Here is a 25,422-nt window from a genome sequence, read left to right on the forward strand (position 1 = left end):
CTGCCGTTAATACGGCCTCTTCACCACCCGCGTCGGGTCGTCATAATCCTTGCGCAGCGGGTAGCCGGGAAAATCATTCTCTAAGAAAATCCGGCGCAGGTCAGGATGATTGCGGAAACGGACACCGAAGAAATCATACACCTCGCGCTCATGCCATTCCGCACCGCGATAGAGATCAGAAATGGTCTCAATTTCCGCATCACCGGTTTCAGGCTGCTTTGCCGCTTTGCTGCGGAAGAAGAGCTTGTGACCGTCACGGCAAGACAGCAGCTGAACAACGACATCAAAATGCTCTTTCCAATCCACGCAGGTGAGCTGAATGAGCATGTCCAAGCCAAGGCTTTGCTCATTTTTCAAATATTCGGCAAGTTCCCGATACTGCTCCGGCGGCACAACCAGATCAAGAATATAATCAGAGCCAAGTTCGGCGACCTGCTTTGCGCTGATGCCTGGATGGCCATACACCTCAATTGCGGGGAATTTTTTCTGAATTATTTGCAGCAGCGTCCAGTTGCTGATGCCTTGCGCCGCTGGTTTTCTCCGGGGAACATTCGGGAATTCTTCCTTTTTCAGGCGGGCAGGCTTGGGCGAGGCAGGAGCGGTTGGATTCTCGCGTTTGAACTGCTCGCGGGCCTCGCGCAGTTCCTCGTCGCGCTGTTTCTCCCGTGTGGCCCATTCCTCCTGCGCCTTGCTGAACAGGTCTTCAAACGGCGTGGTCAAGGTGCAGCCAACCCGCCACGGGCGGCGACGGCCTTCCTGCTTGATTTTTTCTTGCAGCTTCAGCACGCCTTGCAGCAGAGCTTCAGGCCGGGGCGGACAGCCGGGAATATACACATCCACCGGCACTATCCGGTCGCCGCCTTTGATTACTGAATAGGAGTCATAATAAAACGGTCCGCCAGAGATGGCACAGGAACCCATCGCGATGATATATTTCGGCGCAGGCATCTGCTCATACAGCGTGACCACGTTTTTGGCCATTTTTTCGCTGATAGTGCCGGCAAGAATAATCATATCCGCTTGACGAACGCTGGCGCGCATGACTTCATAACCGAAACGGGCCATGTCATGCCGAGCAGCGATGGTGGACATCATTTCAATCGCGCAGCAGGACGTGGCATAAACCAGCGGCCAGACAGAATTGGCCCTGCCCCACGCGACGAGCAGCTCGACGGCATCAACTAATTTGACACCGCCGGGCAATTGTTCAATCAGCTGGCCGGACTGCCTGACTAAAGCCGATGCGCCGTTATTTACTCCCATACCAGAACCCCCTTGCGCCACGCATAGAGCAGGCCGGAGAAAAGCACAAAAATAAAGCCGAACAATTCAAGATAGAGCAAATTGATGGTGACTGCGCCTGCCGCGCCGCTGGCCACTGCCCGGAAAATTTTCATGCAGGGAAAGAGGAAAAGCGACTCGATGTCAAACAGAAGGAACAGCAGGGCGAAGATGTAAAAGGCGACTTTGAAGCGAATTCGCGCGTCACCTATTGGGGTTTCCGAGCACTCATAGGCCTGCCGTTTGTGCAGACTGTCCGGTGAACGGAACGAGAGCAGCTTGGCGAGGACGATTGCGCCGCCCGCGAAGAGCGTGCCGAGAAAGGCCGTGAAACCGATCAGTATATATTGTTCCATGATATCTGTCTGCGCTGATGAAAAATTCCCTTGCTGCAGCCATCAACAGTGAAGACTAAAAATGCCGACATGTCAAGAAAAAATCTGAACAATCGCACAGCAGCGGCGGCTGAGCAAGAGCGTTACTTTTTTAGGAAAGGGAAAAAGTATACCTGAAGCTTTCGCATCAGTCAAATAGATAATAAGTATAAACCGAACTAAATTAGGAATCACACGGTTTGACCGCCAATAAGTTGATTTTATTCAATTAAGAACTCAAGTGGCAAAAACAACTAGTTCAGCTTCTTGTTTTAACTGCGCAACTCCTGAAAATGCTTCACTGCTCTCCGCCCAGCTTGTCGGTCAGCATCTCCACCTGCTGGCGGACGCTGCTTTTCTGGGCGATGTCGCGGCTGACCGTCTTGATGGCGTAGAGCACGGTGGAGTGGTCCCGGTTGTAGAGGCTGCCGATGCTGGAGAGCGATTCCTCGGTGTATTTACGGGTCAGGTACATGCCGATCTGGCGGGGGAAAGAGACTGTCTGCTTGCGCGAGCGGGACAGCAGCTCGTCAACAGAAACGCGGAACTGGCTGCTGACCACCTCGCGGATGGACTCGCCGCTGAGACGTTTGCTCTTCTCCTGCTCTATGCTGACCAAGCCCTCCAGCACCTCGCGCACCATGTCGGTGTCCGGCTGGATGTTGCAGAGGCTGGCCTTGGCCCGCAGGCCGAGCAATGCGCTTTCAATCCGGCGGATGTCGCCCTGCAAATGCTCGGCCAAAAGATGAATATGTTCGTCGCCCAGCGGCAGGCTGGCGGCACCGGCCTTGGAACGAATTATCGCCGCCCTGGTGCTGTACTCCGGGGCCTTGATGTCCGTGACCAAGCCAGAGGTCATGCGCGAACGGAAATCCTCGTCCACGCCTTTGAGCGCACGCGGGGCCACCGCTGAAGTGAGGATGACCCGCTTGCCAGCTTTAATCAAATAATCAAGAATATTATTCAGCTCTTCCTGCGTCTTGGTTTTGCCGCTCAGGGTATGCACATCCTCAATCAGGAGCAGGTCGCAACCCTGAATGAACTTGCCGGAGAACTGCTCCATGCTGTTTTCGCGGATGCACTTGACCATCTCGGCGGAGAACTGCTGGGCGGTGAGGTAATGCAGGCGGGTCTGCGGCGCGCTGCGCATGACCTGATGCACCACCGCCTGGGTGAGGTGGCTCTTGCCCAAGCCGGTGCCGGAGGTGAGGAAGAGGCTGCTGCCGAAAGACAAATCCGCGTCGGCGATGGCCCGGCAGGCGGCGCGGGCCATCAGGTTGGACTGGCCGACCATGAACTGCTCGAAGGTGTAGCCGGGATGGAGCGAGCGCACTGTGGCCTTGAACTTGCTCATGCCGGGCAGGCGGAGCTGACCGGAGCCGTTCGCCTCCTGCTGCGGTGCAGGCGTGGCGGCGACGGTCAGTGAAACCGCAGGCGGGCTGCCGGTCAGACTGCTCAGGCTGGCCTCAATCAGCTTCAGGTAGCGGTCCCGCACCCAGGCGCAGAAGAAACGGTCCGGGCAGGCAATTTCCAGCACCTGCTTGGTTTCGCGCACACAGGTGATCGGCGTGATCCAGAGGCTGTATTCGCTGGCAGGCAGGGCAGAGGACAGCGTTTGTTTGACAGTTTCCCAAAGCATAGAATGCGGTTCCGACGGCAAGAATGAGACTGAGGCAAGGCTGCGCTCCTTTTTACTGAAAACTGCCGATGCCGTCAAAAACGATACAGGCCGATTTTTCCCCCTGTCGGCCCTTCCGGCGACAGAAAAAACGCCGCCGGATTATCACCGCCTTGCGCGGCGGCCTGCGGCGGAACTCGCTGAAATGCTGTATTTTTGCAAACGAATTGCTTATCTGCTCTGATTTCAGAATCTTGCCAGCGGGCGGGCAGCCGATTCCATCCATCGCTGTTGGTAAAAATCTCCGCCATGCTCATCCACGCTTAACTTTGCTCTGAAAAGCGACATTTTTCGTTGTGGAGGCCTGTCTCCAGCAGGAGCTATCGCCAGCGCAGCTCGCCGTTTTCCCCTTCCTCAATTCCGACGACCACGATGCCTGCTTTATCTGCGGCAGCCAGCATGGCGTTGCGGTCAAAAATCAGAGATTGCCCGGCTTCCGCCGCCAGCACCATGCCGTTGACTGCGGCCAGTGTTTCGATGGTCTTGGCACCAGTGGCCGGAAGATCAAAACGAAAATCCTGTCCCGGCTTCTTCAGCTTGATTGCCACCGCGCCAGAACCGGCCAGCTCTCCGCCGCGCCGGATGGCCGCGTCTGTGCCCTCAATCGCCTCCACTGCCAGCACAGAGCCGCCGCGCACCACCACGCACTGCCCGATATCCAACCGCCCTATTTCCCGGGCAATATTCCAGCCGAAGCGGATGTCCTCCCACTGCTCTTGGCTGGGTGTTTTTTTGCTGAGAACACCTTTTGGAAAGAGCAAATGTTCAAGATAGCAGGTTGAGGCCAGCACCCGGATGCCCTCCTCTTCCAAAGCGCCAGCCACGGCCCGCAGGATGCCGTCATCAAGTTTGGCATCTATTTTATTCCACAGCAGCAGTCCTTTGATATCAGGCAGAACATCGCGGAAAATGCGAGTTTTTGTAATGGTGCCGCAGAAGACCGTTTCGGTCACGCCCTGCTCATGAAAGAAGCGGATAATTTTGCCGAGCTGGCCAAGTTTCACCCAGCAGCAAGAGGCGGTGCGCTGTTCAAGTTCCGGTGCGGTCTCGTTCACATGGCAGACGGCGGCCACAGCGCGGCCCTGCTGGCTGGCCGCTTCCGCGAAGAGCAGGGGAAATTGGCCGCCTCCGGCGATCAGGCCGATTGGTGAGGTCATGTTGTTGTTTGTTTTGTAGGGTTGCGGTGGAAAGAACAGCGTATATACCAGAAAAATTTCCGCCGGAGAATCCGAATCAATTTGCTCGGCTGAGTAGAAAATACTCGCTTTTTTTATCCTGCGAGTAAAAAATATTCACCACGACCTGTGCCGCTGGCATGGCCGCCTGTTAATCGGAATGAAAATCAATCTCAAAATTGGCCGCCAAGAACGCCCGCCGCATTTTCCCAGAATTTCGGCATATTTTTTGCATGTCATCTGACAGGCAATTATCAGTCGTTCAATCTGATCACAAACACCATGTGGGAGAAAAGTTATGAACTGCTGGGAATATAAGCAATGCGGTCGTGAACCAGGCGGTCTGAAGGCAAAATTGCACGGCGTATGTCCTGCGTGGCCTGATCACGGCCAGCAATGCGCCCGTGTGGCCGGGACGTTCTGCGGCGGCAAAGTGCAGGGCGAATTTGTCATGAAACTCTTGAGCTGCATGAAATGCGATTTTTACCAAAGCGAGCATTACGACAAAACCTACGGCAAGAAGAACGCAGCCGCCTGAAGATAGCGTTCAGTCACGTTCTGCAAGTGTTCTGATTCCGGTCAACACCCGGTCTAATTCGGTTGTAGTCTGCTGGAGCGGGGAAAGCAGCTCCGCCGTATCGCTTTGATGGCAGCAGATTTCAAGCTGCGCTGCCGCCTCTTGAAGGGCAGATGCGCCGACAGTGCCCGCCACGCCCTTCAGGGTATGCGCAAGCCGGGCAGCAGCGGACAAGTCGCCGCCGCGCAGGGCGGTCGCGAACTTCTCAGCAAAATCGGCCTGATCCTGCTGAAAAAGGCAGAGTATCCGGCGGTAAAAGTCCTGATCGTGCATGGTGTTGGCCAAACCTTTGTCCACATCAATGCCGACCAAGGCGGCGAACGCGCTGTCCGGCAGCGGCTGAGGCTGAACTGGCGGCTGGGCTGCAAAACGGCGGTCTGTTCCGATGACCCGGCCTAAAGTTGCCAGCAGCTCCTCCTCTTTGAACGGCTTGCCGACATGGCCGTTCATGCCTGCCTCACGGCTTTTTTCTTGATCTCCAGCCATGACATTGGCGGTCAAGGCGATCACCGGCAAATTTTTGTGCTGCGGCTGCCGCCGGATTTCCCGGCAGGCGGTGTAGCCGTCCATGACCGGCATCTGGATATCCATCAGCACGCAGTCAAATTTGGCGTGACGCAGCAGCTCCAAGGCTTCTGCGCCGTTGTTCGCGACTGTCACTTCCACGCCTTTGCGCCGGAGCAGGGCGACTGTCAGTTCCTGATTGATCTCGTTGTCTTCCGCCAGCAGAATCCGTGCGCCGCGCAGTTGCTCGGCGGTGTCAGCAGCAGGCGGCTGCTCCTGCGCGCCAGCGGCCTCGCCCAGCTCCAGCGGCACAGTGAACGAAAAAACAGAGCCTTGGCCATAGACGCTTTCAACCCCGATGGCTCCGCCCAGCAGCTCGACTAATTTTTTGCAGATCGCCAGCCCAAGGCCGGTGCCGCCGTAACGCCGGGTGATGGAGTTGTCCGCTTGGCTGAAGAGCTGGAAAAGCTGCTGCTGCTCCTCTTGCGTCATGCCGATGCCGGTGTCGCTGACCGAGAAATGCAGCACCGCCCTGCGCCTGCTCAAATCAACCAGTTCAACCCGGATGCACACACTGCCCTGCTGAGTGAATTTAACGGCGTTGTTGCCGAGATTGATCAAAATTTGGCTGAGACGGAGCGGGTCGCCCCGGAGGCTGTCCGGCACCTCGCTGTCAGCCTCAATCAGCAGGTTCAATCCTTGTTCCGCAGCTTTGAAGGCAAGCAGGCTGCGCAGGCCGTCCAAAATGGAGCGCAGACTGAAATCAATCTGCTCAAGCTCCATTTTTCCTGCTTCAATTTTAGAAAAATCAAGGAGATCGTTGAGGATGCCGAGCAGCAGTTCAGCCGATGTGCTGATTGTTTGGATATAATTCCGCTGCACTGAGGTGAGCGGCGTTTCCAGAGCCAGCCGGGCCATGCCGATCACCGCGTTCATCGGTGTGCGGATTTCATGGCTCATGTTGGCGAGAAAATTGGACTTAGCTTGGCTCGCCGCTTCCGCCGCATGTCTGGCCTCAATAAGCTGCTGCTCCATTTTCCGCCGTTCCGTGACATCCCGCCCGATGACCACCAATGCCTTGCGCCTGCCGTTTGGAAAAAAAAGCGGCATCTTGCGCACTTCAAAAAGGCGGAGCTGGCCCGTTTGATCAAGAGCGGATTCGTCCTCAATCAGCATGGCCTGTTTCTGCCAGGCCCGCTCGTCACTGGCGATGCAGGAGGCAAGGACAGATTCCAGCGCAGGACTCGTTTGCCCGATTTCCGCGTCGGTTCTGCCCTGCCAAGGTAGCTGCTCCACTTGAAAAAGTTTTCTCGCCACCGCGTTGGTCAGCAGCCAACGGCCTGCGCCGTCTTTGAGAAAGGCGGCATCTGGCAAAGTTTCCATGAACGTGGTCAGACGCTGGTAGTGCTCTGTCAGCTCGGCTTCCGCCTCTTTGCTGCGGGTGATGTCAATATGCACACCCATGAAGCGGACCGCCCGGCCTGCACTGTCCCGGGCCAGCACCCGGCCTAAAGCCTGAATCCACCGCCACTGCCCGTCAGCGGCCCGCAGGCGGTATTCCACCCTGCATCTGCCGTCATCGCGGTCAAGAAAGCTCCGCACCGTCTCGCTGACAGCGGCGAAATCCTCCGGGTGCATCAGCTCCCGCCAGAGCTGGCCGTTGCGCGGAAAGGCATCGGGGGCATAGCCAAGCATGGTGAAAAAAATGTCGTTGGTGCGCAGCTCACCGCTTTGCGGCGACCAGTCCCACATGCCCAATCCGGCCACTTCCAAGGCCAAGGCGAGCTGGCGGCGGCTTTCTTCCAGCACGGCATCAGACTCGGCCAGCCGGTCGGTCAGCTTGTGCAGAAAAATATAATAAAACAGCAGCAGTCCTGAAGCCAGCGTCAGCAGGGTGAGCAGAAAAAAGGTGTTGATCCGGCGCACTGTCAGCAACTTGTCCAGCTCGTCGCGGACAAAGAGCAGGCTGCCGATCTCGCGGCCTGCTGCGTCACGCAACGGGAGTTGGCAGGTCATGCAGAACATGCTGCTGGGCAGAATTTTCCGCAGCAGACCTTGGTTGCGGTCAGGCGGCCCGCAATTTGTGCTACCTTTCGGCAGACGGTCAACAAGCACCACCCGGTCGGGAAAAAGGTCCCAATTCGCCGGGCGGCCAAGCATGGCCATGCCCTGCTCCCAGCCTTGCCGGTCAAGATGCGCTTTGCCGACGGTGAGCAGATAGCCGTCAACAGCTTTCAGCTCCTCGAAAACGTGCAGAAAGGTCGCCAGCTCCCGCCCCAGCTCCAAATAGCCGATCAACGTGCCGTTTTCGTCATGCCACGGCATGACCGCCCTCAGGGTTATGGTGCCCAGCGGCCCCAGCTCCAGTCCGGTCGCCAGCTCGTCATGCGCGGCAGCCTGCTCCAGCGTGATGCGGCTGATCTGATCGCCGAATTGTTCTGGCTGATGCACCCGGAGAAAGCAGCTTTTGTCCGGGAGATGAAAATAAAAATGCGTGATAGTGGAGTGCTGGCGCAAAGGCTGCTCAAAAGCGAGGGCCGCCAAAAGCAGGCCGGGGCGGTCGCGGTCGGCGAAGAATTTCGCCAGCTCTTTGTTGCCGCTGAGGGTTAACAGGAGGGAGCGGAGCAGCTCTTCGCCCTCAGCCAGACGCTGCTGATGCACATCCGTCAGCATAGCCCGCCAGTCATTCTGGCGCACTGCGTCCTGCTGCTGATACATCCAAAGCACAGAAAGAACATAAGCGGCCCCAAGCACCAGCATTCCGGCCAGCAGGCAGCAGAACAGATGTTTTTTGGCCGCGCCGATCTTTTTTTTCAGCATAATGCCTTCATCGCCGCCTCTGCACCCCAAGAGATATTTTGCATAAGTGCTGTTTTGCCGACACAGTTATAAAAATAACTTGCTCGCTGCATAATTTCAAATTTAGCTTCAGGCATTGGCAAAAAAATAAGGCCTGATGGTTTGCACAACATCATATTATTTCTAATAGAAATTTGCAAGCCTATAGTCTTGGGCTGGAGTTTTGACCCGATTTCCCCAGAAGCGGCGGCGATGCTGCACGAATTCCGTTGCGACCAGCTATATGCCCAGTTCTGTAGCAAGCAGGGTTTCTTTCGGGCGCGGCTTATGCGCGGTCATGGGGTCAAACTCCTGCACAGCGAGGAATGTGAGCGCAACTTCTTGGAATAGTTTGATGAATATAAGAAGCGAAGCTGTAATTTCAGCACATGCAGGCTGGTGGAGCAGCTCGGCGCGGCTAGCGGCTTGAAATTGGCCTGAACGCGGCTGTTCTTGACAAACAGTTCAAGGCTTCTTAGGATGAAGGCAGTCTTGCCGCAACTCCAATTTGAAGATTTGAACGAAAAATGCTCAAAAATCTGTGTTCCGCGCTGTGCTGCTGTCTTTTATTCTTTGTTTCTTCCGCCTTGGCTGAACCTCTGCCGGTGCTGGTTTCAATCATGCCTCAGAAATGGCTGGCCGAGCAGGTCGGCGGCGAGCTGGTCAAGGTCAGCGTGCTGCTCGACAAAGGGCAGGACCCGCACGGGATGCAGCCAACCCCGGAGCAGGTGACAACTCTCTTCCGCTCCAAGGTGTATTTTTCCGTTGGCCTAGAGTTCGAGCGCGAGCTGCTGGCTAAAATCAAGCAATCCGAGGCCAAGGTGCGGGTGGCGGACATCTCTGCCGGTGTGCAGAAGATTGCCATGACCGAGCACGAGCACGGTCATTTTGAGCAGGAAGAGGCGCATTTCGGCGGCCTTGATCCGCACATCTGGCTTAATCCGCAGAATTTGCAACGCATGGCGGCAACAATAGCCGCCGCCTTGAAAGAGGCTGATGCGGCCAATGCGGCTGCCTACGAAAAAAATTTGCAGACCGTGACTGCTGCACTGACCACTTTAGATGCGGACTTGAAGACAGTGCTCGCGCCGTTCAAGGGCCAAACATTTCTTGTGTATCATCCGGCCTTCGGCTATTTTGCCAAAGCCTACGGTCTGCGCCAAGCGGCGGTGGAAATTGAAGGAAAGTCGCCTGCGCCTAAACAACTTTATGATTTGATCAGCAGGGCCAAGAACGAAAAAGCCAAGGTGATTTTTGTCCAGCCGCAATTTGACCGCAAGAACGGGGAAACCGTGGCCAAGGCCATTGGCGGGCGAGTTGCTGTTCTTGACCCGATGGCTGAAAATGTGCCGGAAAACCTGCACTTCATGGCCAAGGAAATCAGCGCGGCACTTGGCGGAAAAGAATGACCGCAGCCGCCATCGAAATTCGGGAACTGAGCTTTGCCTACAGCCACGATATTCCAGTGCTGTCCGGCGTGAGCTTGGACATCTGGCCGCAGGACTCGGCCTGCATCGTCGGGCCGAACGGCGGCGGCAAGACCACCTTGGTCAAGCTGATTCTCGGACTGCTGGAGCCGGACAGCGGCAGCATCCGCATCGGCGGCCTGCCTCCGGCTGAAGCGCGGACGCGGATCGGCTATGTGCCGCAATACGCCCGCTACGATGCCTGCTTTCCCATCTCCGCCATCGAGGTGGTTTGCATGGCCCGGCTCGGCGGCAATTTCAGCGGCAGCTACACAAAGCAAGACAAGCAGCTTGCCTTGGACGCGCTGGCCGCAGTGCAACTTGCCGACTTGGCGCGGCGGCCTTTTTCCGCCCTCTCCGGCGGGCAGCGGCAGCGGGTGCTGATCGCCCGCGCCTTGGCTTCCGGCGGCGACATCCTCATTCTTGATGAACCCACAGCCAGCCTTGACCGTGAGTCGGAGCAGCATCTGCTCGCCCTGCTGGCCGAGCTGAACAAGGAGCGCATCGTCCTGATGGTGACGCACGAAGTGGGCTTTTCCTCGACCTTTTTCAAGCGGATTATTTGCGTCAACAACCGGGTTTACGTCCACCCGACCAGCGCACTGACCGGCGAGCTGATCCGCGAGATGTACGGCGGCGACCTGCGCATGATCCGCCACGACCACCGCTGCTGCCCCGGAGGGCATGAGCATGACTGAGCTGTTAGCCGCCCTGACCGATCCCGACCTGCCCTTCCTCCGCTACGGCCTGCTCACCGGCCTTTTAGCCTCGATTTCCTTCGGTATTATCGGCACCTTTGTCGTGGTGCGGCGGATCAGCTATTTGGCCGGAGCGATCTCGCACTGCATTTTAGCAGGCATCGGCGGCGGGCTGTATCTCCAGACTGTGGCGGGCATTCCATGGATCACGCCGATGCAGGGCGCGGTGATCGTCGCTTTGCTGTCCGCCGTGATTCTCGCCCAAGTCAGCCGCCACGCCGGACAGCGCGAAGACTCCATCATCGGCGCGCTCTGGTCAGGCGGCATGTCCATCGGCTATCTCTTCATCGCCAAAACGCCGGGCTATTTTGATCCGAACTCCTATCTGTTCGGCAACATCCTCTTGATCACCAAGCAGGACATCTTTTTTGTCGCCGGATTAGACATCGTCATCCTCGCTGTGGTCGGCATCTTCTACAACAAGCTGCTCGCCCTCTGCTTTGACGAGGAATACGCCCAGCTCCGGGGCGTGCGGACGCAGTGGCTGCACCTGCTTCTGCTCTGTCTTACCGCCCTGACCATCGTCCTGCTGATCCGCATAGTCGGCATCATCATGGTCATTGCCCTGCTCACCCTGCCAGCGGCCATTGCGGGCGGCTTCGCGGCCAGCATCCGCCAGATGATGCTCATCGCCACCGCTGTCTGCGCGGTCTTCATCACCGCCGGACTGAGCGCGAGCTTCTATCTTAACCTGCCCAGCGGCTCGGTGATTATCCTCATTGCGACCGGGGCGTATCTGCTCAGTTTATTTTTGGACCGCCGCGCGGCGAAAGAATAAGGCTTGTGAGGAAAACTACAGTTCAGCAGGGTGTCATGCTTTCTGCCACTTGTCTTAGCTGCCCACAAGTTTCCTCCCAATCCCCTGAATTATCCACAAGATAATCAGCGAGCTGCGCTTTATCCTCCAGCGGCATCTGCGCGGCAATGGCTCGCCGGGCCTGCTCTTCGCTGACCTGATCGCGCTCCATAATCCGCCGCAAGCGCACGGCTTCATCAGCATAAACAACCACGATCCGACTGACGCTGTCCTGCCAGCCCGCCTCGAAGAGCAGGGGAATTTCCGCCAGCACCAGCGGTGTGATTTGCTGCGCGGCCTGCTGGAGCATTGCCTGCTTGGCCAAGGGATGCAGCAGACTGTCCACCTGCTGGCGCAAGGCGGCATCGGCAAAGATGGCCTCGCGCAGCTTGGGCCGGTTCAGCTCGCCAGCAGCAGTGAAGAAACCGCGCCCAAGTGCCTGCCGCAAAGCCAGCCAGCCTAGCATCTCCGGCAGGAGCAGCTCGCGGCAGATTTGATCAAGATTGAGCAGCGGCCAGCCGCATAGATCAGCGAGAAAACGGCAGACACGGCTTTTCCCAGAACCAATCCCGCCAGTGATGCCGATCAGCTCAGGCAAGGTGGAATTGCTCCCGCAGTTGATCGAGCACAGCCTGCATGTCCGGCCAGAGCGGGGCGGTGAAGCGACAGGCTTGGTCGGTCGCTGGATGGATGAAGGCCAGCTCGGAGGCATGGAGCAGCTGGCGTTCGGCCTGAATAGTTTGACTTTTGCCGCCGTAGAGCGTGTCGCCGAGCACCGGCGCGCCGATGGATGACATGTGCACCCGGATTTGATGCGTGCGCCCGGTTTCAATGGCAATTTCAGCGAAGCAGCAGCCGTTGCGGAAGCGTTCGAGAATGCGCCAGTTAGTCACTGCATGACGGCCATCGCGCTGCCGCACCGCCATTTTCTGCCGGTTGACTGGATGCCTGGCGATAGGCGCGTCAATGCGGCCAGCGTCGGCAGCAGGGCTGCGCAGCAAGAGGGCGTGGTAGGTTTTGCGGATATGCCGCTCCTTGAAAGCGGCGGAGAGCAGGCGGTGCATGGTCTCGGTGCGGGCGGCGAGCATGATGCCAGATGTGTCCTTGTCGAGACGGTGGACAAGGCCAGGCCGCTCGCCGTCAAGCAGCTCCAGCTCGCTGTAGCGGTGGAGCAGGCCGTTGACCAAGGTGCCGCCGCTGTGCCCGGCGGCAGGATGGACGACCAAACCGGGCGGCTTGCTGATCACCGCCAGATACTCGTCCTCGTAAATGACGTGAAAATCAACCTGCTGCGGCTGCGGGCGGCTGTCCGCAGCGGACGGCGGCGGCAAGACAAGACTGACACTGTCGCCAGCCCGCAGCTTGCAGCCCGGTTTGACCGCTGCGCCGTTGACCAGCACAGAACCAGTGCGGATCAGCCGGTCAAGACTGGAGCGGCTCTGCTCCGGCAGCTGCCGGACTAAATAATGATCCAGCCGCAGCCCGGCCTCCTGCGGCTGCACCAAAAAAGACCGGGCCTCGTCCATGCTGGTCAGGCGAAAATCTCCTCCAACTGCTGCTCGACCTGCTCCTCATCCATTTGCCGGGCTACAGACAGCTCGCGGATCAGCAGACCCTTGGCGGTGTCCATCATCTTCCGTTCGCCGTAGGACAGCTCCTTGTCGCCCTTGAGCACCAAGAGGTCGCGCACCACGGTCGCCACCTCAAAGGCCGAGCCGGTCTTGATTTTATCCATGTAATCACGGTAACGTCGGTTCCATGTCTGGGTGCTGATCTTGCTGTCCCGGTCTTTGAGGATATCCTCGACCTGCCTGACCTCGTTCTGCGAGATCACCGGCCTCAGACCGGCGGTGCGGCTGCTGGAGGTCGGCACCATGATGGTTGTGCCGCTTTCCAGCAATTTCAGGACGTAGAAGGTCTGATCTATGCCGCCGACCTTCTGCACTTTGATGGTTTCAATCTGGCCGACCCCGTGGGTGGGGTACACGGCCATGTCGCCTGCTGCGAATCGGACTTGTTCCTTGACTTCGCTCATGATTCCTCCGGCTGACCGCATTGTGCAGACACATTGAACTGCTCAGGGTCACAAGAGTAACATATTTTTGCGGTTCTGGCAAATCAAGGAATTTGAAATGTATGTTCAAGGCCGCTGCTGCTCGGCAGTCCGACCGTTGATCTGGCTCATGCAGCGTTCCACGCCTTGGCTGATGAACAGCTCCGCCGCCTCTTGAATCAGCGGCAGACGGCTGTTGAACAGCTCCAGCTCATCGCCGCTGAAGGCGGAGAGCACGTAGCGTTCAATCGGGATTCCTTGGCCGTCTTCATTGCGCGGCGGACGGCCTATGCCAATTTTCAGGCGGACGAAATCCGGGCTGCCAAGCTGCTGGATGAGCGAGCGGATGCCGTTGTGGCCGCCTGCGCCGCCTTTGGCCGCGACTTTGATTTTTCCGGCGGGCAGATCAAGGTCATCGTGAATGACCAAAATGCGTCCGGCTTCAATGCGGTGGAAGTCAGCAAAGCGGGCCACGCAGTCGCCGGAACGGTTCATGTAGGTCTGCGGCTTGACCAAAAATATCCGCGCCGCGCCCAGCCGCCCGCTGCCGCAGATACCCTGCCATTTCTCGCTGTTCAGCGGCCAGCCGCGCTGATCGGCAAGATAATCCAAGGCGAGAAAGCCTGCGTTGTGCCGGGTCAGTTCGTATTCCGGGCCGGGATTGCCTAAGCCGACGATCAGATATCCGTCTGTCATTTGTCCATAAATAAAAAAACCGGAAGAAAATCTTCCGGTTCAATAACGAGGTAGGGGCGGTTCGCGAACCGCCCCTACAAAACTTGGCTTACAGCACCAGTGCGTAGACCTGCGACGGCGCATCCATCAGCTCCACCTTGGCAGGCAGGCTGAGGTCAGCGCAGGTCAGGCCTTTGCCGCCTTTATCCAGCTCAGTGATGTCAGCAACGATCTCGTCGGGAATGTCCAACGGGCAGCCGCGCAGCACCACGCTTTGTTTCAGCACCGACAGCTCGCCGCCGAACTCCACGCCTTTGGCCACACCGGTCAGGCGCAGCGGCACAGGGCGGTTCACCGGCTTATCCAGTTCGATCTCCAGAAAATCGACATGCAGCACCTGCTCGACATTCGGTGCTTTCTGGATTTCCTGCACCACAGCATGACGCTCGGCCTTCTCGTCGCCCTCAATTTTCAAGGTGACCACAGCGTTGCGGCTATGAATGAAGAGCAGATCTTTATACAGAGCCGCTGCGTCAAATTCCAGCGGCATGGCCGCCTGACCCTTGCCATAGACCACTGCCGGAGTCTTCTTGGCTGCCCGCATCCGCCCGCATTCGCCTTTGCCAAAAGCCGTCCGTTTGGCGGCTGACATGTTCACTTGCAGCATAATGTTCTCCCTTTCATCCAGAAAGTATCAAGAAAAAAGGCGGCAGAGCGGGTAATCAGCTCCTGCCGACGTTTTTCAGCAGAATTCAGAAATATCACACAAAAAGGTAGCTGACCGAATCTTCGGAATGGATGCGGCTGATCGCCTCGCCCAGCAGCTCGCCGACAGACAGCACCACAATGCGGTCGCAGCGTTCGGCCTTGTCGCGCATGGGGATGGAGTTCGTCACCACCAGCGACTTGATTTCCGAAGCGTTGAGCCGGTCGATGGCCGGGCCGGAGAGCACGGCGTGCGAGCAGCAGGCGTGCACTTCTTTTGCCCCGCATTCCTTCAGCTTCGCCGCCGCGCCGCAGAGCGTGCCGGCAGTGTCCACCATGTCGTCAAGCAGAATGGCGGTTCTGCCCTGCACGTTGCCGATGACGTTCATCGCCTCGCACTCGTTGGCCCGCTCGCGCCGCTTGTCAATGATGGCTAAATCCGCGTTGAGACGCTTAGCAAAGGCGCGGGTGCGCTCCACGCCGCCTGCGTCCGGCGAGACCATGACCACGTCGTCGTCAATATTCTTGCGGATGTACTCCAGCATCACCGGCGCGGAATACAGATGATCCACCGGGATGTTGAAGAATCCCTGAATCTGACCCGCATGAAGGTCCATGCACAGGGCGCGCCGCGTGCCCACGGCCATCAGCATTTCCGCCACCGCCTTGGCCGTGATCGGCACACGCGGCTTGGTCTTGCGGTCCTGCCGGGCGTAGCCGTAATAGGGCATGACCGCCGTGATCCGCCGCGCCGAGGCCCGGCGCAGCGCGTCAACCATGATCAGCAGCTCCATCAGGTTGTCGTTGACCGGCGTGCAGGTCGGCTGAATGACAAAAACATCTGTGCCGCGCACGTTCTCGCCGATCTCCACCGAAATCTCGCCGTCGCTGAACTTCTTCACTTCCGCGCTGGAGAGCGGAATGTCGAGATAGTTGCAGATTTCCCGCGCGATTTCCGGGTTGGCGTTGCCGGTGAAAATCTTCATTACGTTGGGCATTTCAGAATCTCACATAGTTCTGGCAGAGAATGGCTGGGGCGGGAGGATTCGAACCCCCGAATGCAAGGATCAAAACCTTGTGTCTTACCGCTTGACGACACCCCAGTCCTGCATCAATTCCTGCGCAGCAAATTTGCTGTGGACAGCCGTTGGCTTTCAGGTCAGCGGAGCGACCAAGTACGCCTGTCCGTATTCTTGTTGCAATTCCCGCAGGCAGGATTCCGCCTGCGCTTCTGTTCCGGCGATGAAGAGACCGAAGACGGTCGAGCCAGAGCCGGACATCATCGCTCCTGCCGCGCCCGCAGCTAAAAGCCGCGCCTTCAGCCTGCCGATCACCCTGTGCTTTTCTGCTGTGACCCGTTCAAGGTCGTTCAGCAGGTCGGACGGCAAAAAAGCCCGCCGCCGCAGAGGGAGGCCGGATTCGTTTGAAAAATTGGAGAGATTAAACTTTTTCCCCGCCGCTGTCAATGCAATTCTCCCGGCGGTTTGCGAAAAAGTTTCGTAGGCCCATTTGGTCGAGACCGCGATGCCGGGATTGACCAAGAGCACGGTGCAGCCGCGCAGCGGTTCGGCAGGCTCCAGCCGCTCGCCAATGCCGCCCGCCCACGCCGCAGGATGCTCCTGCACGAAAAAGGGCACATCCGCGCCGAGCCGCAGGCCCATCACCGCCAGCTCTTCGGTCGTGCAGCCTGCGCCAGTGAGCTGATTCAGCCCGCGCAGCACCGCCGCCGCGTCGCTGGAGCCGCCGCCCAAGCCTGCGGCCAGCGGAATGCGCTTGCGCAGAACGATCCGCACGCCGAAGTCTGCTTTGCCGGTTTGTTCTAAAAAAAGCCGTGCGGCCCGGAAAACTATGTTGCCCTCATCTTCCGGCAAATCAGCATGTTGGCAGATGAGCTGGATGCCGGGTGTGTCGGGCAGCGACAGCTCCAGCTCGTCATACAGCGCGATTTTCTGCATGAGCGTGTCTAACTCATGGTAGCCGTCAGGCCGCCTGCCAAGTATCTTCAGATAGAGATTGATCTTGGCCGGAGCGCGGAAAGTAAGCGTCATTGCTTGCGCAGCGCACGAGTTATCACACCGTGCAGCTCCTCTGTCGTGTAAAAATCGCTTTTGTATATCTGCTGGCCGCTGCGGGAAAAAACCACCAGCAGCGGAATGCTCAGGCTGCCTGCCTGCCGCAGCATGTCCCTGCCCGGCGGATTGCTGCCAGTGATGTCCACCTTCATCGGCACGATCTCGTCGCGGCCCAGCAGGCGGACAATCTTCGGGCTGTCCAGCACGCCCTGCTCTAAAGCTTTGCAGTTCAGGCACCATTCAGCGGTGAAAAGCAGCAGCACCGCCTTGCCCTCATCAAGGCTTTTTTTGAACCGTTCCGGGGTGTAATAGACCCAGCTGACAGGCCCTCTGTCCGTGAGATGAATCGCGCCATACCCGGAAAGCACTATCAGCAACACACCGACAGCCATGAAGAAAACTTTCAAGGGCCGTCCGGGGGAAATATGAAAGGTACGCCATGCCAGCCAGCCGCCCGCAGTCAACGACAATGCCATCACCGGCCACCAGTACAGCCTGCTGGTCGGCTCCGGCGGCGAGGCAAGCAGTGTCGCCGCGCCGACTCCGATAAAATATACGGCGGCAGACAGCATCAGCAGGCCCATCACCTGCTTGATCAGCACACTGGCCGGGCCGCTGCGGGGCATTTTGCGCACCAGATGCGGCGCGGCGGAAAGGGCCAAGTACGGAAAGGCCATGCCGCTGCCGATGGCGGCGAAAACACTCAGCGTGGCCGCAGGCGGCTGGGTTGCGGCCCATGCTGCCGCTGCGCCCATGAACGGAGCGGTGCAAGGAGTGGAAAGCACGGCAGCCAAGATGCCCAGTCCGAAAGAGCCGTGCAGGGTGTCCTGCTCAGGATGGAGCAGATACAGCCATTCCGGCAGGCGGACAGAAAAAAAATCAAACATGCCCAAGGACATGATGCCGATAATCAGCCCGATGCCGATGGTGAAGGCCGGATACTGAAAGAGCTGATTCGTGGTGCTGAAACCGCTTGCCAGTGCGATCATTCCGCCCAAGGCCAGCCAGAAGGTCAGCACGCCCAAGGACATGGCCGAGCCGAGAAAGAAGCATTGCCGCCGGTTTTTTGCGGCATAGGACAGGCTGATAATTTTGATCGGAATCAGCGGCAAAACGCAGGGCGTGAAATTGAGCAGCATTCCGCCAAAGGCCGCTGTGCCGAGCAGCACGAGTATTCCTGCCCATGAGGAGCCGTTGACGAAAAAATGCCAGCCGAAAAAATTGAAGCGCACAGCATCGCCCGCAGTTTTCCGCTGTTGCCCGTAGGCCGCGAAAAACTGCTGATTGCGGGCGGCCACATCCGTCCCGGCAGCGGCAACAGGGAGAGAAGCCGTCAAAACGGCTGTCTGCGGCAGCAGGCACTGGCTCTCGGTGCAGGCTTGGTATTTCAACTCCAGCGTCAGGCTGGACTGCGAATCGGGCTGCAGCTGCTGGGTAAAATGCACCGGCAGATAAAGTATCGCCTGCCCGACGAAGGACAGCAGCCCGTCTTTGGCATATTGGGCTTTCATCGGCTGCGCAGATGGATAAATTGGAGCTTCGGGGCGCAGCCCTTCGTCCGCCCGGCTTACCGTCAGCGCGGTGGGATAGGGACGGAAGGAGCCAGACGGTTTGATTTGGCTGGCATCGGCATTGATATGAAAACCTTCGCCAATCTCAACCACAACGGCCAGCGGGACTGTCTCGCCGGGCCGGGCATGGTCAGCAGCCCAATAAACTGCTGTCTTGACCGCATCCGCAGCGGCGGCGGACGGCAGCCTGCCGAAGAACGCCGCTAAAAACAGAACAGCCGCTATGAAAAAATATGCCGAACTGCTGCGCCGCCTGAACCGCGCAACGAAAAAAAGACAGGTCATCAGCCTTTCTTCCGCTGCTTGATTTCATTCAGGATGGTGATGCCCAACTTGAAATTCGGCATTTCTTCCCGCCGTACCGCTTCGTAGAAATCACATTTGTGGCAGTCGCCGAATTTTTCCACATAGCAGCCCTGCCGTTCTCCTTTGCAGAGCGAACCTGCCACCACCCAGCAGCAGCGTCCGCCGTTGCTGCCGTCGTGAACGCCGTCCGCTCCCTGCTCGACAGCCACTGGACAAACTCCCAGCTCATGGACTTTCGCGCCTCCCGGCTCCCGACCGCACTTCTTGAACTCCCAGCAGTTCAGTTTCTTTTTCTCGTCCATGTCCCGTTCTTTTGGTTAAGTGAAGTTTGGCAAGCAGGCTTGGTTCCGAAGATGTCATTCTAAACGGAGTCAGGGCAAAGATCAAGCATCAGCGCAGCGGATGCCGTTCCGCCAAACCGCGCAGCTTGGCCAAATATTCCTCTTTGCGGGCGAGCTGATTAGTAGCCTCAATTTCTCGAATCAGCGGCTGAATCAGGCTGCTGATATCGGTCCCGTGGGTATTGAGATTTTTGCTGTCCGCCTCGTCAATCAGCAGCAGGGCATAATAGTTGATCAGCAGACGCACCTTAGCCTCGCGCCGGAAGAGATAGGAACGCCCGCCGATGGTGTTGAGAAAGAAGACGGAATACTCGTAGGCCGTGCTGAAGGGAACCTGAATGGTGTCCGCCGGGCAGTCCGGGCCGATGCTGGCGGCATGAAGCGCGGCGACCATTTCTTCGATTTTTCCCTGCTCCTGCTCCAGCAGCGTTTTCAACAGCTGGATGTTGTCCTTGCCAATGACGCGGAAGAAATGGGCAGTGTTGGAAATCACCGTGTAGAGGTCATCGGTCTCGCGCACCACCGCAGGCGGTTTGGCGGCCAGCTTGTCCTTCAGACTGTCCAACTGTTTGCGCAGCGGCTGCTTGAGATTGAACTGCTTGAGATATTCCTTTTTCTCCAGTCCATCTATAAAACCGCGCAGCTTTTCTGCCGCCTGTGAGCAGCTCATCGGCGGAGAGGAAGGCGCGGGCTGTCCGGTGCCAGCCGGGACAAGCGCAGGCAGCTCCGGCTGTGTTGAAGGCAGCTTGACGCTCACCGGCGGCGGCTCCGCTTGCGTTGTCTGCGCCGTCACGGCTCCGCCTTGCTCCGGCTTCAAAATGGGAAACGGCGAGGCTTCCGGCTTTTTCGGCTCATCCGGCGGCTGAAGACCGGCGGCCTTGCCCGCCAGCTTGACCGCCTCTTTCATTTCTTGAGGAAAAAGAACCCAGGCTCCGGCCAGCACCGCCGCCAGCACGGTGCAGCCCAAAGCGACAGACTGGAACGTCAGCTTCTTTTCCGTTTTCTCCGCCTTCCCGCGTTTCCTGCTTGCCATGGCTTTCCTGCTGTTTTATGGATTTTTTTGAATGGTCAACTCTACTCTATCAGATTGCTGCGGAAGTCGGCAAAGAAAAACTCGTCGGTCGCCACAGGGGCGGGAGAATTCCCCTTGACGCTGCCTGCCGAAAGGGCTAAATAGTACAGAAACATTTTGCTTCAGTCCACACCGGGGCCGTTTTCAGCGGTGCCTGCACCCTCAATACATTGCTGCATACTTTCATTCCTTCAAGGAGGAAAACATGATGGCTGTTTATGTAACTGGTCACAAAAACCCGGACACCGATTCCGTCACCGCCGCGATTGCTTACGCCGAGCTGCTGAAGGCCAAGGGCACTGACGCGATTGCATCCATGCAGGGCGAGCTGAACCCGGAGACCCAGGCAGTGCTGCGCCGCTTCAACGTGCCTGCGCCGGAGATCATGAAAGATGCAACCGGCAAGACCGTTGCTTTGGTTGATCACAGCGACCTGAAGCAGGCCCCGGACAATCTGAGCGCAGACAACGTCGTCGCCATTGTTGACCATCACAAAATCGGCGATGTGACCACCAACAGCCCGATTTTCTGCTACGTCAAGCCAGTTGGCTGCACCGGCACTGTGCTGAAGCAGCTCTATGATGTTGAAGGCGTGGCTATTCAGCCGAAGATCGCCGGTCTGATGATGTCCGCCATCCTCAGCGACACTGTCAACTTCAAGTCCCCGACCTGCACCGACGAGGACAAGAAGGCCGTTGCCGAGCTGAAGACCATTGCTGCTGTGCAGGACACTGACGCGCTGTTCATGGAGATGCTGAAGGCGAAAAGCTCCATCGAGGGCGTTCCGGCCATGGATTTGCTGAACCGCGATTACAAAGACTTCGACATGAAGGGCAAGACTGTTGGCTGCGGTCAGCTGGAGCTTGCTGCCTTGGATCAGGCCACCCCGGCCATCCGCGAGGCTCTATACAATGCGATGAAAGAGAAGAAGGCCGCAGGCGGACAGCACACCGTGCTGCTGATGCTGACCGATGTTGTCAAAGAGGGCACCGAGCTGATGGTGCTGTCTGATGACGCTTCCATCATCGAGGGCGCATTCAACACCAAGATGAGCGGCAACTCCATGTGGATTCCCGGCATGATGAGCCGCAAGAAGCAGACCATCCCCAACCTCCAAAAGGCATTCGGCTGCTGATGCAGGCTGAACCGGGGGCTGCATTCCGGCAGTGATATGAAAGGGATCGGCGGCTGCGTCGATCCTTTTGTGTTTCTTCGACAGGCGACGAGAAAAAAGTGGATTACGAGTGGGATGAGATAAAAGCAGTTTCGAATATCGAGAAGCACGGAGTCAGTTTTGAAGAAGCTAAAACGGTTTTTAACGATCCGTTATATGTGGATTTCTACGATCCAGATCATTCGTATGATGAAAACCGTTATATCATAATCGGAGAATCTTGCCGAAAACGTTTGCTGTTTGTCTCATATGCGGAACGCAGCAATTCCATTCGCTTGATCAGTGCAAGAGAGGCGACACCAGCAGAGAGGAGAGGCTATGAAAAAGGTTGAAGAAAAAGATGAGCTGAGGCCGGAATATGATCTGAAAACATTGAGAGTTAGAAGGGTTGGCTATGAACGTAATGGCTTTGGTGATTTAGTCCGTCTTGACCCTGATGTCATGCAGGTTTTCCCTGATGCAAAGGCAGTAAATGAGGCACTGCATGCTTTGATTGCAATAGCAAGACGTTCATCTTTTTCTGCATCATAAATGCGCAGCTTCAAAGAATGGACGTTAGCTGAATTAGACCGCACCTTCAGTCTTACTTTCACGGATGACAATCCTGTTCTCAAAAGCTGGCTGGCTGGTCAGGCTGGAATTTCTCCTTTTGAGCAAGAGGCATTGCATTCATTCCGCAGCCTGCTTGCAGCGCATGTGTATGACTGGAATGAAACCGAGCTGGCTTATAATTTTATCGGCCCGGTGATGGCGCTTGTCAGATTCAGCACCAAAGAATTTAATTTTTTTGCGGAACGTCCTTTAAGCGGCACAGTTGACGGCATTGAAATGGGCGGCAGGCCGGACGGCATCATTGCTTCTGGTTTCCGTGAGCCGCAGCAGCCGTATTTCTGCCTTCAGGAATATAAAAAAGAAAAAGACCCGGAAGGTGATCCTGCGGGACAAGTGCTTGCGGCCATGCTGGTTGCGCAGGAAATCAATCAACATCGCCTGCCGGTTTATGGCTGTTACGTGAAAGGCGAGGTCTGGCATTTCATGACACTTCAGCAACGCGCCTATTCAATCAGCGAAGGATATTTGGCAACCCGGCAGGCTGATTTGCAGGATATTTTCAGGATATTGAAAGTTCTTAAAGCGATTATCAGCAGCTTTGCAGGTGTTCTCTCTGATTTTAAACATTGCGAAAAATAATCATGCCAGTGATAGCAAAATTTTATGGAATGGTCATTAAGATGTATTTTCAGCAAAGAGAGCATAGCCCGCCGCATATCCATGCTGTTTACGGTGAATATATGGGGGCAGTGGACATCAAAACGCTGACTATGCTGGAAGGCGATCTTCCGCCCAAGGCTCTGGCATTGGTGCAGGAGTGGACAAAAACGCATCAGGGCACGTTGCTGAAAATGTGGAATTCTCAGCAGTTCAGCGCATTGCCGCCGCTAGAATAATGCTGTTCCACAAAGTTGCGGAAATCATTCCTCTGCCCGGTCTGCGGCTGCTGGCGCGTTTCATGAGCGGCGAGATGAAGCGGTATGATCTTAACCCGATGATAGAACGGCACGAAGTATTCCGTGCTTTGACCGACGAGGTGCTGTTTCAGCAAGTGCGTGTTGATCCAGGCGGCTTCGGTGTTTCTTGGAATGATGAGATAGACCTGTCCTGCAATGAGCTGTGGGAGCACGGACACTTTGTGCATGAAGGGCAAAATATGACAGAAACCTTAGTGACCGTCGGCCTTGGCGAGCGCAGCTATCCGATTCGGATCAGCTCCGGCCTGCTGGACAAAATCGGCACTGATTTGCGCACGCGCAAAATCGGCAGCAAATACGGCGTGATCAGCGACGACCGGGTGGCGGCCTTGTACGGCAGCCGCTTCATGCAATCACTGGCCGCAGCGGGCCTGCAAGCCGAGCTGCTCACCTTTCCGGCAGGTGAGGCGAGCAAGCATCTTCAGACGGTCGCCGCGCTCTCCAGCGAACTGGCCCAGCGCGGCTTTGACCGCAAAACCGCCCTCATTGCCCTTGGCGGCGGCGTGACCGGCGACATCACCGGCTTTCTCGCCTCAATCTATCTGCGCGGTATTCCGTTTGTCCAAGTGCCGACCACCTTGCTTTCGCAAGTGGACAGCTCCGTCGGCGGCAAAACTGGCGTGGACATCCCGGAAGGCAAAAATCTCGTCGGCACCTTCTATCAGCCCAAGGCCGTCTATATTGACACTGACGTGCTCAAGACCTTGCCCGTTGCAGAGCTGCGCGGCGGTTTAGCTGAAGTCATCAAGTATGGCGTAATCAACGACGCTGAGTTTTTTTCTTTTTTGGAGCAAAACCGAGGAGCTGTCTTTGCTCTCCAGCAGGACGTGCTGACCAAGCTCATCGCCCGCTGCTGCGAAATCAAAGCGTGGGTGGTCGAGCAGGACGAACGCGAAGGCGGCCTGCGCCGGATACTCAATTTCGGCCACACCATCGGCCATGCGGTGGAGGCGGCTTCCGGCTTCCAGCTGATTCACGGCTATGCGGTGGCAATTGGCATGTGCGCGGCAGCGGATTTGGCGGTGCGCACGGGCTGCTTGGCCGCAGCGGAGGCGGAGCGCATCCGCCGCCTGATCGCCGCCTACGGCCTGCCAACCGCAATGCCTGCCGATCTTGACCGCGAGGCGATCAAAAAATATCTGCTCACCGACAAAAAAACGGTGGGCGGCAGGGTCTTCTATGTCCTGCCGGAGCGCGTCGGCGCGGTGAAAATCACCGATCAGGTGCGGGAAGAGGATGTGGCGGCGGTGCTGAGAGCTGGCTGAACGCCACGCGGCTGTTTTTTGGGTAAAGAAAAAATTGAAGCAGCCCTTCATTCTGTGCTATAATGAATGAAAATAAATTTCATCAAGGAGGATGTGTTATGAAAAAGGTATTGTTCCTGCTGGGACTGGCGGTGGTTGCCGCCGAGCCGTCAGCGAGCTTTGCTGCAAATTTGGCTTTGGAGATGCCACCGATTCTGGCGGCGAAAAGGGATAAATGTTCTCAAAATGCGGACTGCGCAAGCAGCGTCTATGGCGCGTACTGCTGTAGCGGGATATGCACTGCAAATCACCCGTGCGTCAACACGTGTACTACAGATGCAAATTGCACTGGCAGCAGCTATGGCAATTACTGCTGCGGCGGATTATGCACCAGCAATCATCCGTGCGTCAACACCTGTACTACAGATGCAAATTGCACTGGCAGCAGTTATGGCAATTATTGCTGCACTGGCACCTGTAGCAACATGTCGTGCCCTTCAGCTTCAGGCACATTGAATGATACTGGCATCATCAGCAAAGTAGGCAGTTCTGGTCAGGAGGATGCAGATTTCGGCAGAGATGCTAATGCTGCCACCAACAGCGACAGCGATGGCTATAAAGGCTTCAGCTTCATTAAGCTGGATAACAACTGCACTCCTCTGGCTAATCAAAGTTTGCCGTATTCTCAATTGCCGTGGTCTTTTGTTAAAGACAATGTCACTGGTCTGATTTGGCAAGTCAACCCTGATCCACTGACTCCGCCTAATTCATCAGTAATACCAGACCCGAAAGAACGTCCGTGGTATAATGATATAGAAACAATGAATAACGGCGGCAATATTGGCGAATACAATGGTGGAAGCAACACGCAAGCTTATGTTAAGATCGCCAGAGGCCAAGAGGAAAACAATCCTACTCCACCTCCAGCATGGTGCGGCAAGGCAGACTGGCGGCTGCCGACGATCAAGGAGCTGGCCGGGCTTGTCAACAGCAGTAAAAGTAATACTGCGACTGAAGGGAATTATTTCCCAAATATTAACCTGACCAACGCGAACTCAGACAAAACAAACAATGCCGTTTTCTGGAGTTCAACCCCAGCTGCTTCAAATTCTTTAGATGCTTGGGCGGTAAACTTTCTTAGTGGCAGCACTGTCCGGTACGGCAAAGTGAATATTAACAGCGTGATGCTGGTTCGCAAGGCTAACTGATCTCCGTCAATCGTTGCATGATGCT

The 25,422-nt window shown here is 56.9% G+C and carries 27 protein-coding genes and 1 tRNA gene; 11 read left to right on the top strand and 17 right to left on the bottom strand.

Features of this window, described 5'->3' with window-relative positions; all coding sequences use genetic code 11:
* Positions 1-6: 6 nt before the first annotated feature.
* The 4 genes from nuoB to ACNKH6_RS07355 all read right to left on the bottom strand — a co-directional run bounded on the left by nuoB (position 7) and on the right by ACNKH6_RS07355 (position 4,490).
* Entirely contained in the window at positions 7-1,263 is a 1,257-nt protein-coding gene (nuoB, locus tag ACNKH6_RS07340) for an NADH-quinone oxidoreductase subunit NuoB (protein WP_417914899.1), read from the bottom strand.
* Positions 1,254-1,637: an NADH-quinone oxidoreductase subunit A gene (locus ACNKH6_RS07345; protein ID WP_417914900.1), complete on the bottom strand. Its 384-nt coding sequence runs from the start codon at positions 1,635-1,637 to the stop codon at positions 1,254-1,256. Before ACNKH6_RS07345 ends, nuoB begins: the two co-directional genes overlap by 10 nt.
* Before the next feature lie 316 nt (positions 1,638-1,953).
* Positions 1,954-3,294, bottom strand: coding sequence for a chromosomal replication initiator protein DnaA (gene dnaA / locus ACNKH6_RS07350; RefSeq protein ID WP_417914901.1), 1,341 nt, complete (start codon positions 3,292-3,294; stop codon positions 1,954-1,956).
* Between the two features lie 359 nt (positions 3,295-3,653).
* Entirely contained in the window at positions 3,654-4,490 is an 837-nt protein-coding gene (locus tag ACNKH6_RS07355) for an LpxI family protein (RefSeq protein ID WP_417914902.1), read from the bottom strand.
* Between the two features lie 316 nt (positions 4,491-4,806).
* On the opposite strand from ACNKH6_RS07355, the gene ACNKH6_RS07360 reads away from it, so the two are divergent.
* Entirely contained in the window at positions 4,807-5,046 is a 240-nt protein-coding gene (locus tag ACNKH6_RS07360; RefSeq protein ID WP_417914903.1) for a two-CW domain-containing protein, read from the top strand.
* 9 nt (positions 5,047-5,055) lie between these two features.
* Here the strand turns inward: ACNKH6_RS07360 and ACNKH6_RS07365 are convergent, their stop codons facing one another.
* Both ACNKH6_RS07365 and ACNKH6_RS07370 read right to left on the bottom strand, forming a co-directional pair.
* A complete protein-coding gene (locus ACNKH6_RS07365) occupies positions 5,056-8,409 on the bottom strand; it encodes a response regulator (protein ID WP_417914904.1) in 3,354 nt (1,117 codons plus the stop codon).
* Positions 8,403-8,564 (bottom strand): hypothetical protein, encoded by a 162-nt coding sequence (locus tag ACNKH6_RS07370; protein WP_417914905.1) that lies wholly within the window; start codon positions 8,562-8,564, stop codon positions 8,403-8,405. The genes ACNKH6_RS07365 and ACNKH6_RS07370 overlap by 7 nt, the downstream gene beginning before the upstream one ends.
* A gap of 390 nt (positions 8,565-8,954) precedes the next feature.
* On the opposite strand from ACNKH6_RS07370, the gene ACNKH6_RS07375 reads away from it, so the two are divergent.
* The 3 genes from ACNKH6_RS07375 to ACNKH6_RS07385 are packed head-to-tail and all read left to right on the top strand — an operon-like array spanning position 8,955 to position 11,429.
* Positions 8,955-9,836 (top strand): metal ABC transporter solute-binding protein, Zn/Mn family, encoded by an 882-nt coding sequence (locus ACNKH6_RS07375; RefSeq protein ID WP_417914906.1) that lies wholly within the window; start codon positions 8,955-8,957, stop codon positions 9,834-9,836.
* Positions 9,833-10,591: a metal ABC transporter ATP-binding protein gene (locus ACNKH6_RS07380; RefSeq protein WP_417914907.1), complete on the top strand. Its 759-nt coding sequence runs from the start codon at positions 9,833-9,835 to the stop codon at positions 10,589-10,591. Before ACNKH6_RS07375 ends, ACNKH6_RS07380 begins: the two co-directional genes overlap by 4 nt.
* Entirely contained in the window at positions 10,584-11,429 is an 846-nt protein-coding gene (locus ACNKH6_RS07385) for a metal ABC transporter permease (protein WP_417914908.1), read from the top strand. The genes ACNKH6_RS07380 and ACNKH6_RS07385 overlap by 8 nt, the downstream gene beginning before the upstream one ends.
* Before the next feature lie 22 nt (positions 11,430-11,451).
* On the opposite strand, the gene coaE is transcribed toward ACNKH6_RS07385, so the two are convergent.
* From coaE to ACNKH6_RS07440, 11 genes are all read right to left on the bottom strand, one after another.
* Positions 11,452-12,045, bottom strand: coding sequence for a dephospho-CoA kinase (gene coaE / locus ACNKH6_RS07390; RefSeq protein ID WP_417914909.1), 594 nt, complete (start codon positions 12,043-12,045; stop codon positions 11,452-11,454).
* Positions 12,038-12,973 (bottom strand): RluA family pseudouridine synthase, encoded by a 936-nt coding sequence (locus ACNKH6_RS07395; protein WP_417914910.1) that lies wholly within the window; start codon positions 12,971-12,973, stop codon positions 12,038-12,040. The genes coaE and ACNKH6_RS07395 overlap by 8 nt, the downstream gene beginning before the upstream one ends.
* Before the next feature lie 5 nt (positions 12,974-12,978).
* Positions 12,979-13,482: a CarD family transcriptional regulator gene (locus tag ACNKH6_RS07400; RefSeq protein ID WP_417914911.1), complete on the bottom strand. Its 504-nt coding sequence runs from the start codon at positions 13,480-13,482 to the stop codon at positions 12,979-12,981.
* Between the two features lie 105 nt (positions 13,483-13,587).
* Positions 13,588-14,196 carry an aminoacyl-tRNA hydrolase gene (gene pth / locus ACNKH6_RS07405; RefSeq protein WP_417914912.1) on the bottom strand — a complete coding sequence of 203 codons (609 nt, stop codon included), beginning with the start codon at positions 14,194-14,196 and terminating at the stop codon, positions 13,588-13,590.
* A gap of 88 nt (positions 14,197-14,284) precedes the next feature.
* Positions 14,285-14,842, bottom strand: coding sequence for a 50S ribosomal protein L25 (locus ACNKH6_RS07410; protein WP_417914913.1), 558 nt, complete (start codon positions 14,840-14,842; stop codon positions 14,285-14,287).
* A gap of 94 nt (positions 14,843-14,936) precedes the next feature.
* The gene (locus tag ACNKH6_RS07415; RefSeq protein ID WP_417914914.1) at positions 14,937-15,878 is read right to left on the bottom strand and encodes a ribose-phosphate pyrophosphokinase; all 942 of its coding nucleotides are present in this window, start codon (positions 15,876-15,878) and stop codon (positions 14,937-14,939) included.
* 30 nt (positions 15,879-15,908) lie between these two features.
* Positions 15,909-15,983: transfer RNA gene (locus ACNKH6_RS07420), tRNA-Gln, on the bottom strand.
* 51 nt (positions 15,984-16,034) lie between these two features.
* On the bottom strand, positions 16,035-16,928 hold the full coding sequence (gene ispE / locus ACNKH6_RS07425; protein WP_417914915.1) for a 4-(cytidine 5'-diphospho)-2-C-methyl-D-erythritol kinase: 894 nt from the start codon (positions 16,926-16,928) through the stop codon (positions 16,035-16,037).
* The gene (locus ACNKH6_RS07430) at positions 16,925-18,808 is read right to left on the bottom strand and encodes a protein-disulfide reductase DsbD family protein (RefSeq protein WP_417914916.1); all 1,884 of its coding nucleotides are present in this window, start codon (positions 18,806-18,808) and stop codon (positions 16,925-16,927) included. The genes ispE and ACNKH6_RS07430 overlap by 4 nt, the downstream gene beginning before the upstream one ends.
* Positions 18,808-19,131, bottom strand: coding sequence for a two-CW domain-containing protein (locus tag ACNKH6_RS07435; RefSeq protein ID WP_417914917.1), 324 nt, complete (start codon positions 19,129-19,131; stop codon positions 18,808-18,810). Before ACNKH6_RS07435 ends, ACNKH6_RS07430 begins: the two co-directional genes overlap by 1 nt.
* 88 nt (positions 19,132-19,219) lie before the next feature.
* On the bottom strand, positions 19,220-20,203 hold the full coding sequence (locus tag ACNKH6_RS07440) for a hypothetical protein (protein WP_417914918.1): 984 nt from the start codon (positions 20,201-20,203) through the stop codon (positions 19,220-19,222).
* Between the two features lie 247 nt (positions 20,204-20,450).
* Between ACNKH6_RS07440 and ACNKH6_RS07445 the strand changes: the two genes are divergently transcribed.
* The 7 genes from ACNKH6_RS07445 to ACNKH6_RS07475 all read left to right on the top strand — a co-directional run bounded on the left by ACNKH6_RS07445 (position 20,451) and on the right by ACNKH6_RS07475 (position 25,397).
* Complete coding sequence (locus ACNKH6_RS07445) at positions 20,451-21,377, top strand: manganese-dependent inorganic pyrophosphatase (RefSeq protein ID WP_417914944.1); 927 nt, start codon at positions 20,451-20,453, stop codon at positions 21,375-21,377.
* A gap of 98 nt (positions 21,378-21,475) precedes the next feature.
* Positions 21,476-21,748 carry a BrnT family toxin gene (locus tag ACNKH6_RS07450; RefSeq protein WP_417914919.1) on the top strand — a complete coding sequence of 91 codons (273 nt, stop codon included), beginning with the start codon at positions 21,476-21,478 and terminating at the stop codon, positions 21,746-21,748.
* The gene (locus tag ACNKH6_RS07455) at positions 21,735-21,947 is read left to right on the top strand and encodes a hypothetical protein (RefSeq protein WP_417914920.1); all 213 of its coding nucleotides are present in this window, start codon (positions 21,735-21,737) and stop codon (positions 21,945-21,947) included. The genes ACNKH6_RS07450 and ACNKH6_RS07455 overlap by 14 nt, the downstream gene beginning before the upstream one ends.
* Positions 21,948-22,607, top strand: a complete 660-nt coding sequence (locus tag ACNKH6_RS07460; RefSeq protein ID WP_417914921.1) for a hypothetical protein — start codon at positions 21,948-21,950, stop codon at positions 22,605-22,607.
* A 2-nt stretch (positions 22,608-22,609) separates the two neighbouring features.
* Positions 22,610-22,864, top strand: a complete 255-nt coding sequence (locus ACNKH6_RS07465) for a DUF4160 domain-containing protein (RefSeq protein WP_417914922.1) — start codon at positions 22,610-22,612, stop codon at positions 22,862-22,864.
* On the top strand, positions 22,864-24,210 hold the full coding sequence (gene aroB, locus ACNKH6_RS07470; RefSeq protein ID WP_417914923.1) for a 3-dehydroquinate synthase: 1,347 nt from the start codon (positions 22,864-22,866) through the stop codon (positions 24,208-24,210). Before ACNKH6_RS07465 ends, aroB begins: the two co-directional genes overlap by 1 nt.
* A gap of 98 nt (positions 24,211-24,308) precedes the next feature.
* Complete coding sequence (locus ACNKH6_RS07475) at positions 24,309-25,397, top strand: DUF1566 domain-containing protein (RefSeq protein WP_417914924.1); 1,089 nt, start codon at positions 24,309-24,311, stop codon at positions 25,395-25,397.
* Positions 25,398-25,422: the final 25 nt, after the last annotated feature.

Origin of the sequence: Candidatus Electronema sp. JM, assembly GCF_048287415.1 — a bacterium.
Taxonomy (GTDB): domain Bacteria; phylum Desulfobacterota; class Desulfobulbia; order Desulfobulbales; family Desulfobulbaceae; genus Electronema.

Coding starts and splice junctions, on each gene's coding strand:
- ACNKH6_RS07400 (WP_417914911.1), bottom strand. CDS start 13,482: ATGAGCGAAGTCAAGGAACAAGTCCGATTCGCAGCAGGCGACATGGCC.
- ACNKH6_RS07445 (WP_417914944.1), top strand. CDS start 20,451: ATGGCTGTTTATGTAACTGGTCACAAAAACCCGGACACCGATTCCGTC.
- ACNKH6_RS07345 (WP_417914900.1), bottom strand. CDS start 1,637: ATGGAACAATATATACTGATCGGTTTCACGGCCTTTCTCGGCACGCTC.
- ACNKH6_RS07375 (WP_417914906.1), top strand. CDS start 8,955: ATGCTCAAAAATCTGTGTTCCGCGCTGTGCTGCTGTCTTTTATTCTTT.
- ACNKH6_RS07455 (WP_417914920.1), top strand. CDS start 21,735: ATGAAAAAGGTTGAAGAAAAAGATGAGCTGAGGCCGGAATATGATCTG.
- ACNKH6_RS07440 (WP_417914918.1), bottom strand. CDS start 20,203: ATGGCAAGCAGGAAACGCGGGAAGGCGGAGAAAACGGAAAAGAAGCTG.
- ACNKH6_RS07370 (WP_417914905.1), bottom strand. CDS start 8,564: ATGATGTTGTGCAAACCATCAGGCCTTATTTTTTTGCCAATGCCTGAA.
- ACNKH6_RS07360 (WP_417914903.1), top strand. CDS start 4,807: ATGAACTGCTGGGAATATAAGCAATGCGGTCGTGAACCAGGCGGTCTG.
- ACNKH6_RS07435 (WP_417914917.1), bottom strand. CDS start 19,131: ATGGACGAGAAAAAGAAACTGAACTGCTGGGAGTTCAAGAAGTGCGGT.
- ACNKH6_RS07415 (WP_417914914.1), bottom strand. CDS start 15,878: ATGCCCAACGTAATGAAGATTTTCACCGGCAACGCCAACCCGGAAATC.
- ACNKH6_RS07365 (WP_417914904.1), bottom strand. CDS start 8,409: ATGCTGAAAAAAAAGATCGGCGCGGCCAAAAAACATCTGTTCTGCTGC.
- ACNKH6_RS07410 (WP_417914913.1), bottom strand. CDS start 14,842: ATGCTGCAAGTGAACATGTCAGCCGCCAAACGGACGGCTTTTGGCAAA.
- ACNKH6_RS07465 (WP_417914922.1), top strand. CDS start 22,610: ATGCCAGTGATAGCAAAATTTTATGGAATGGTCATTAAGATGTATTTT.
- pth (WP_417914912.1), bottom strand. CDS start 14,196: ATGACAGACGGATATCTGATCGTCGGCTTAGGCAATCCCGGCCCGGAA.
- ACNKH6_RS07475 (WP_417914924.1), top strand. CDS start 24,309: ATGAAAAAGGTATTGTTCCTGCTGGGACTGGCGGTGGTTGCCGCCGAG.
- ACNKH6_RS07430 (WP_417914916.1), bottom strand. CDS start 18,808: ATGACCTGTCTTTTTTTCGTTGCGCGGTTCAGGCGGCGCAGCAGTTCG.
- ACNKH6_RS07355 (WP_417914902.1), bottom strand. CDS start 4,490: ATGACCTCACCAATCGGCCTGATCGCCGGAGGCGGCCAATTTCCCCTG.
- ACNKH6_RS07460 (WP_417914921.1), top strand. CDS start 21,948: ATGCGCAGCTTCAAAGAATGGACGTTAGCTGAATTAGACCGCACCTTC.
- ACNKH6_RS07385 (WP_417914908.1), top strand. CDS start 10,584: ATGACTGAGCTGTTAGCCGCCCTGACCGATCCCGACCTGCCCTTCCTC.
- ACNKH6_RS07395 (WP_417914910.1), bottom strand. CDS start 12,973: ATGGACGAGGCCCGGTCTTTTTTGGTGCAGCCGCAGGAGGCCGGGCTG.
- dnaA (WP_417914901.1), bottom strand. CDS start 3,294: ATGCTTTGGGAAACTGTCAAACAAACGCTGTCCTCTGCCCTGCCTGCC.
- aroB (WP_417914923.1), top strand. CDS start 22,864: ATGCTGTTCCACAAAGTTGCGGAAATCATTCCTCTGCCCGGTCTGCGG.
- ispE (WP_417914915.1), bottom strand. CDS start 16,928: ATGACGCTTACTTTCCGCGCTCCGGCCAAGATCAATCTCTATCTGAAG.
- nuoB (WP_417914899.1), bottom strand. CDS start 1,263: ATGGGAGTAAATAACGGCGCATCGGCTTTAGTCAGGCAGTCCGGCCAG.
- ACNKH6_RS07380 (WP_417914907.1), top strand. CDS start 9,833: ATGACCGCAGCCGCCATCGAAATTCGGGAACTGAGCTTTGCCTACAGC.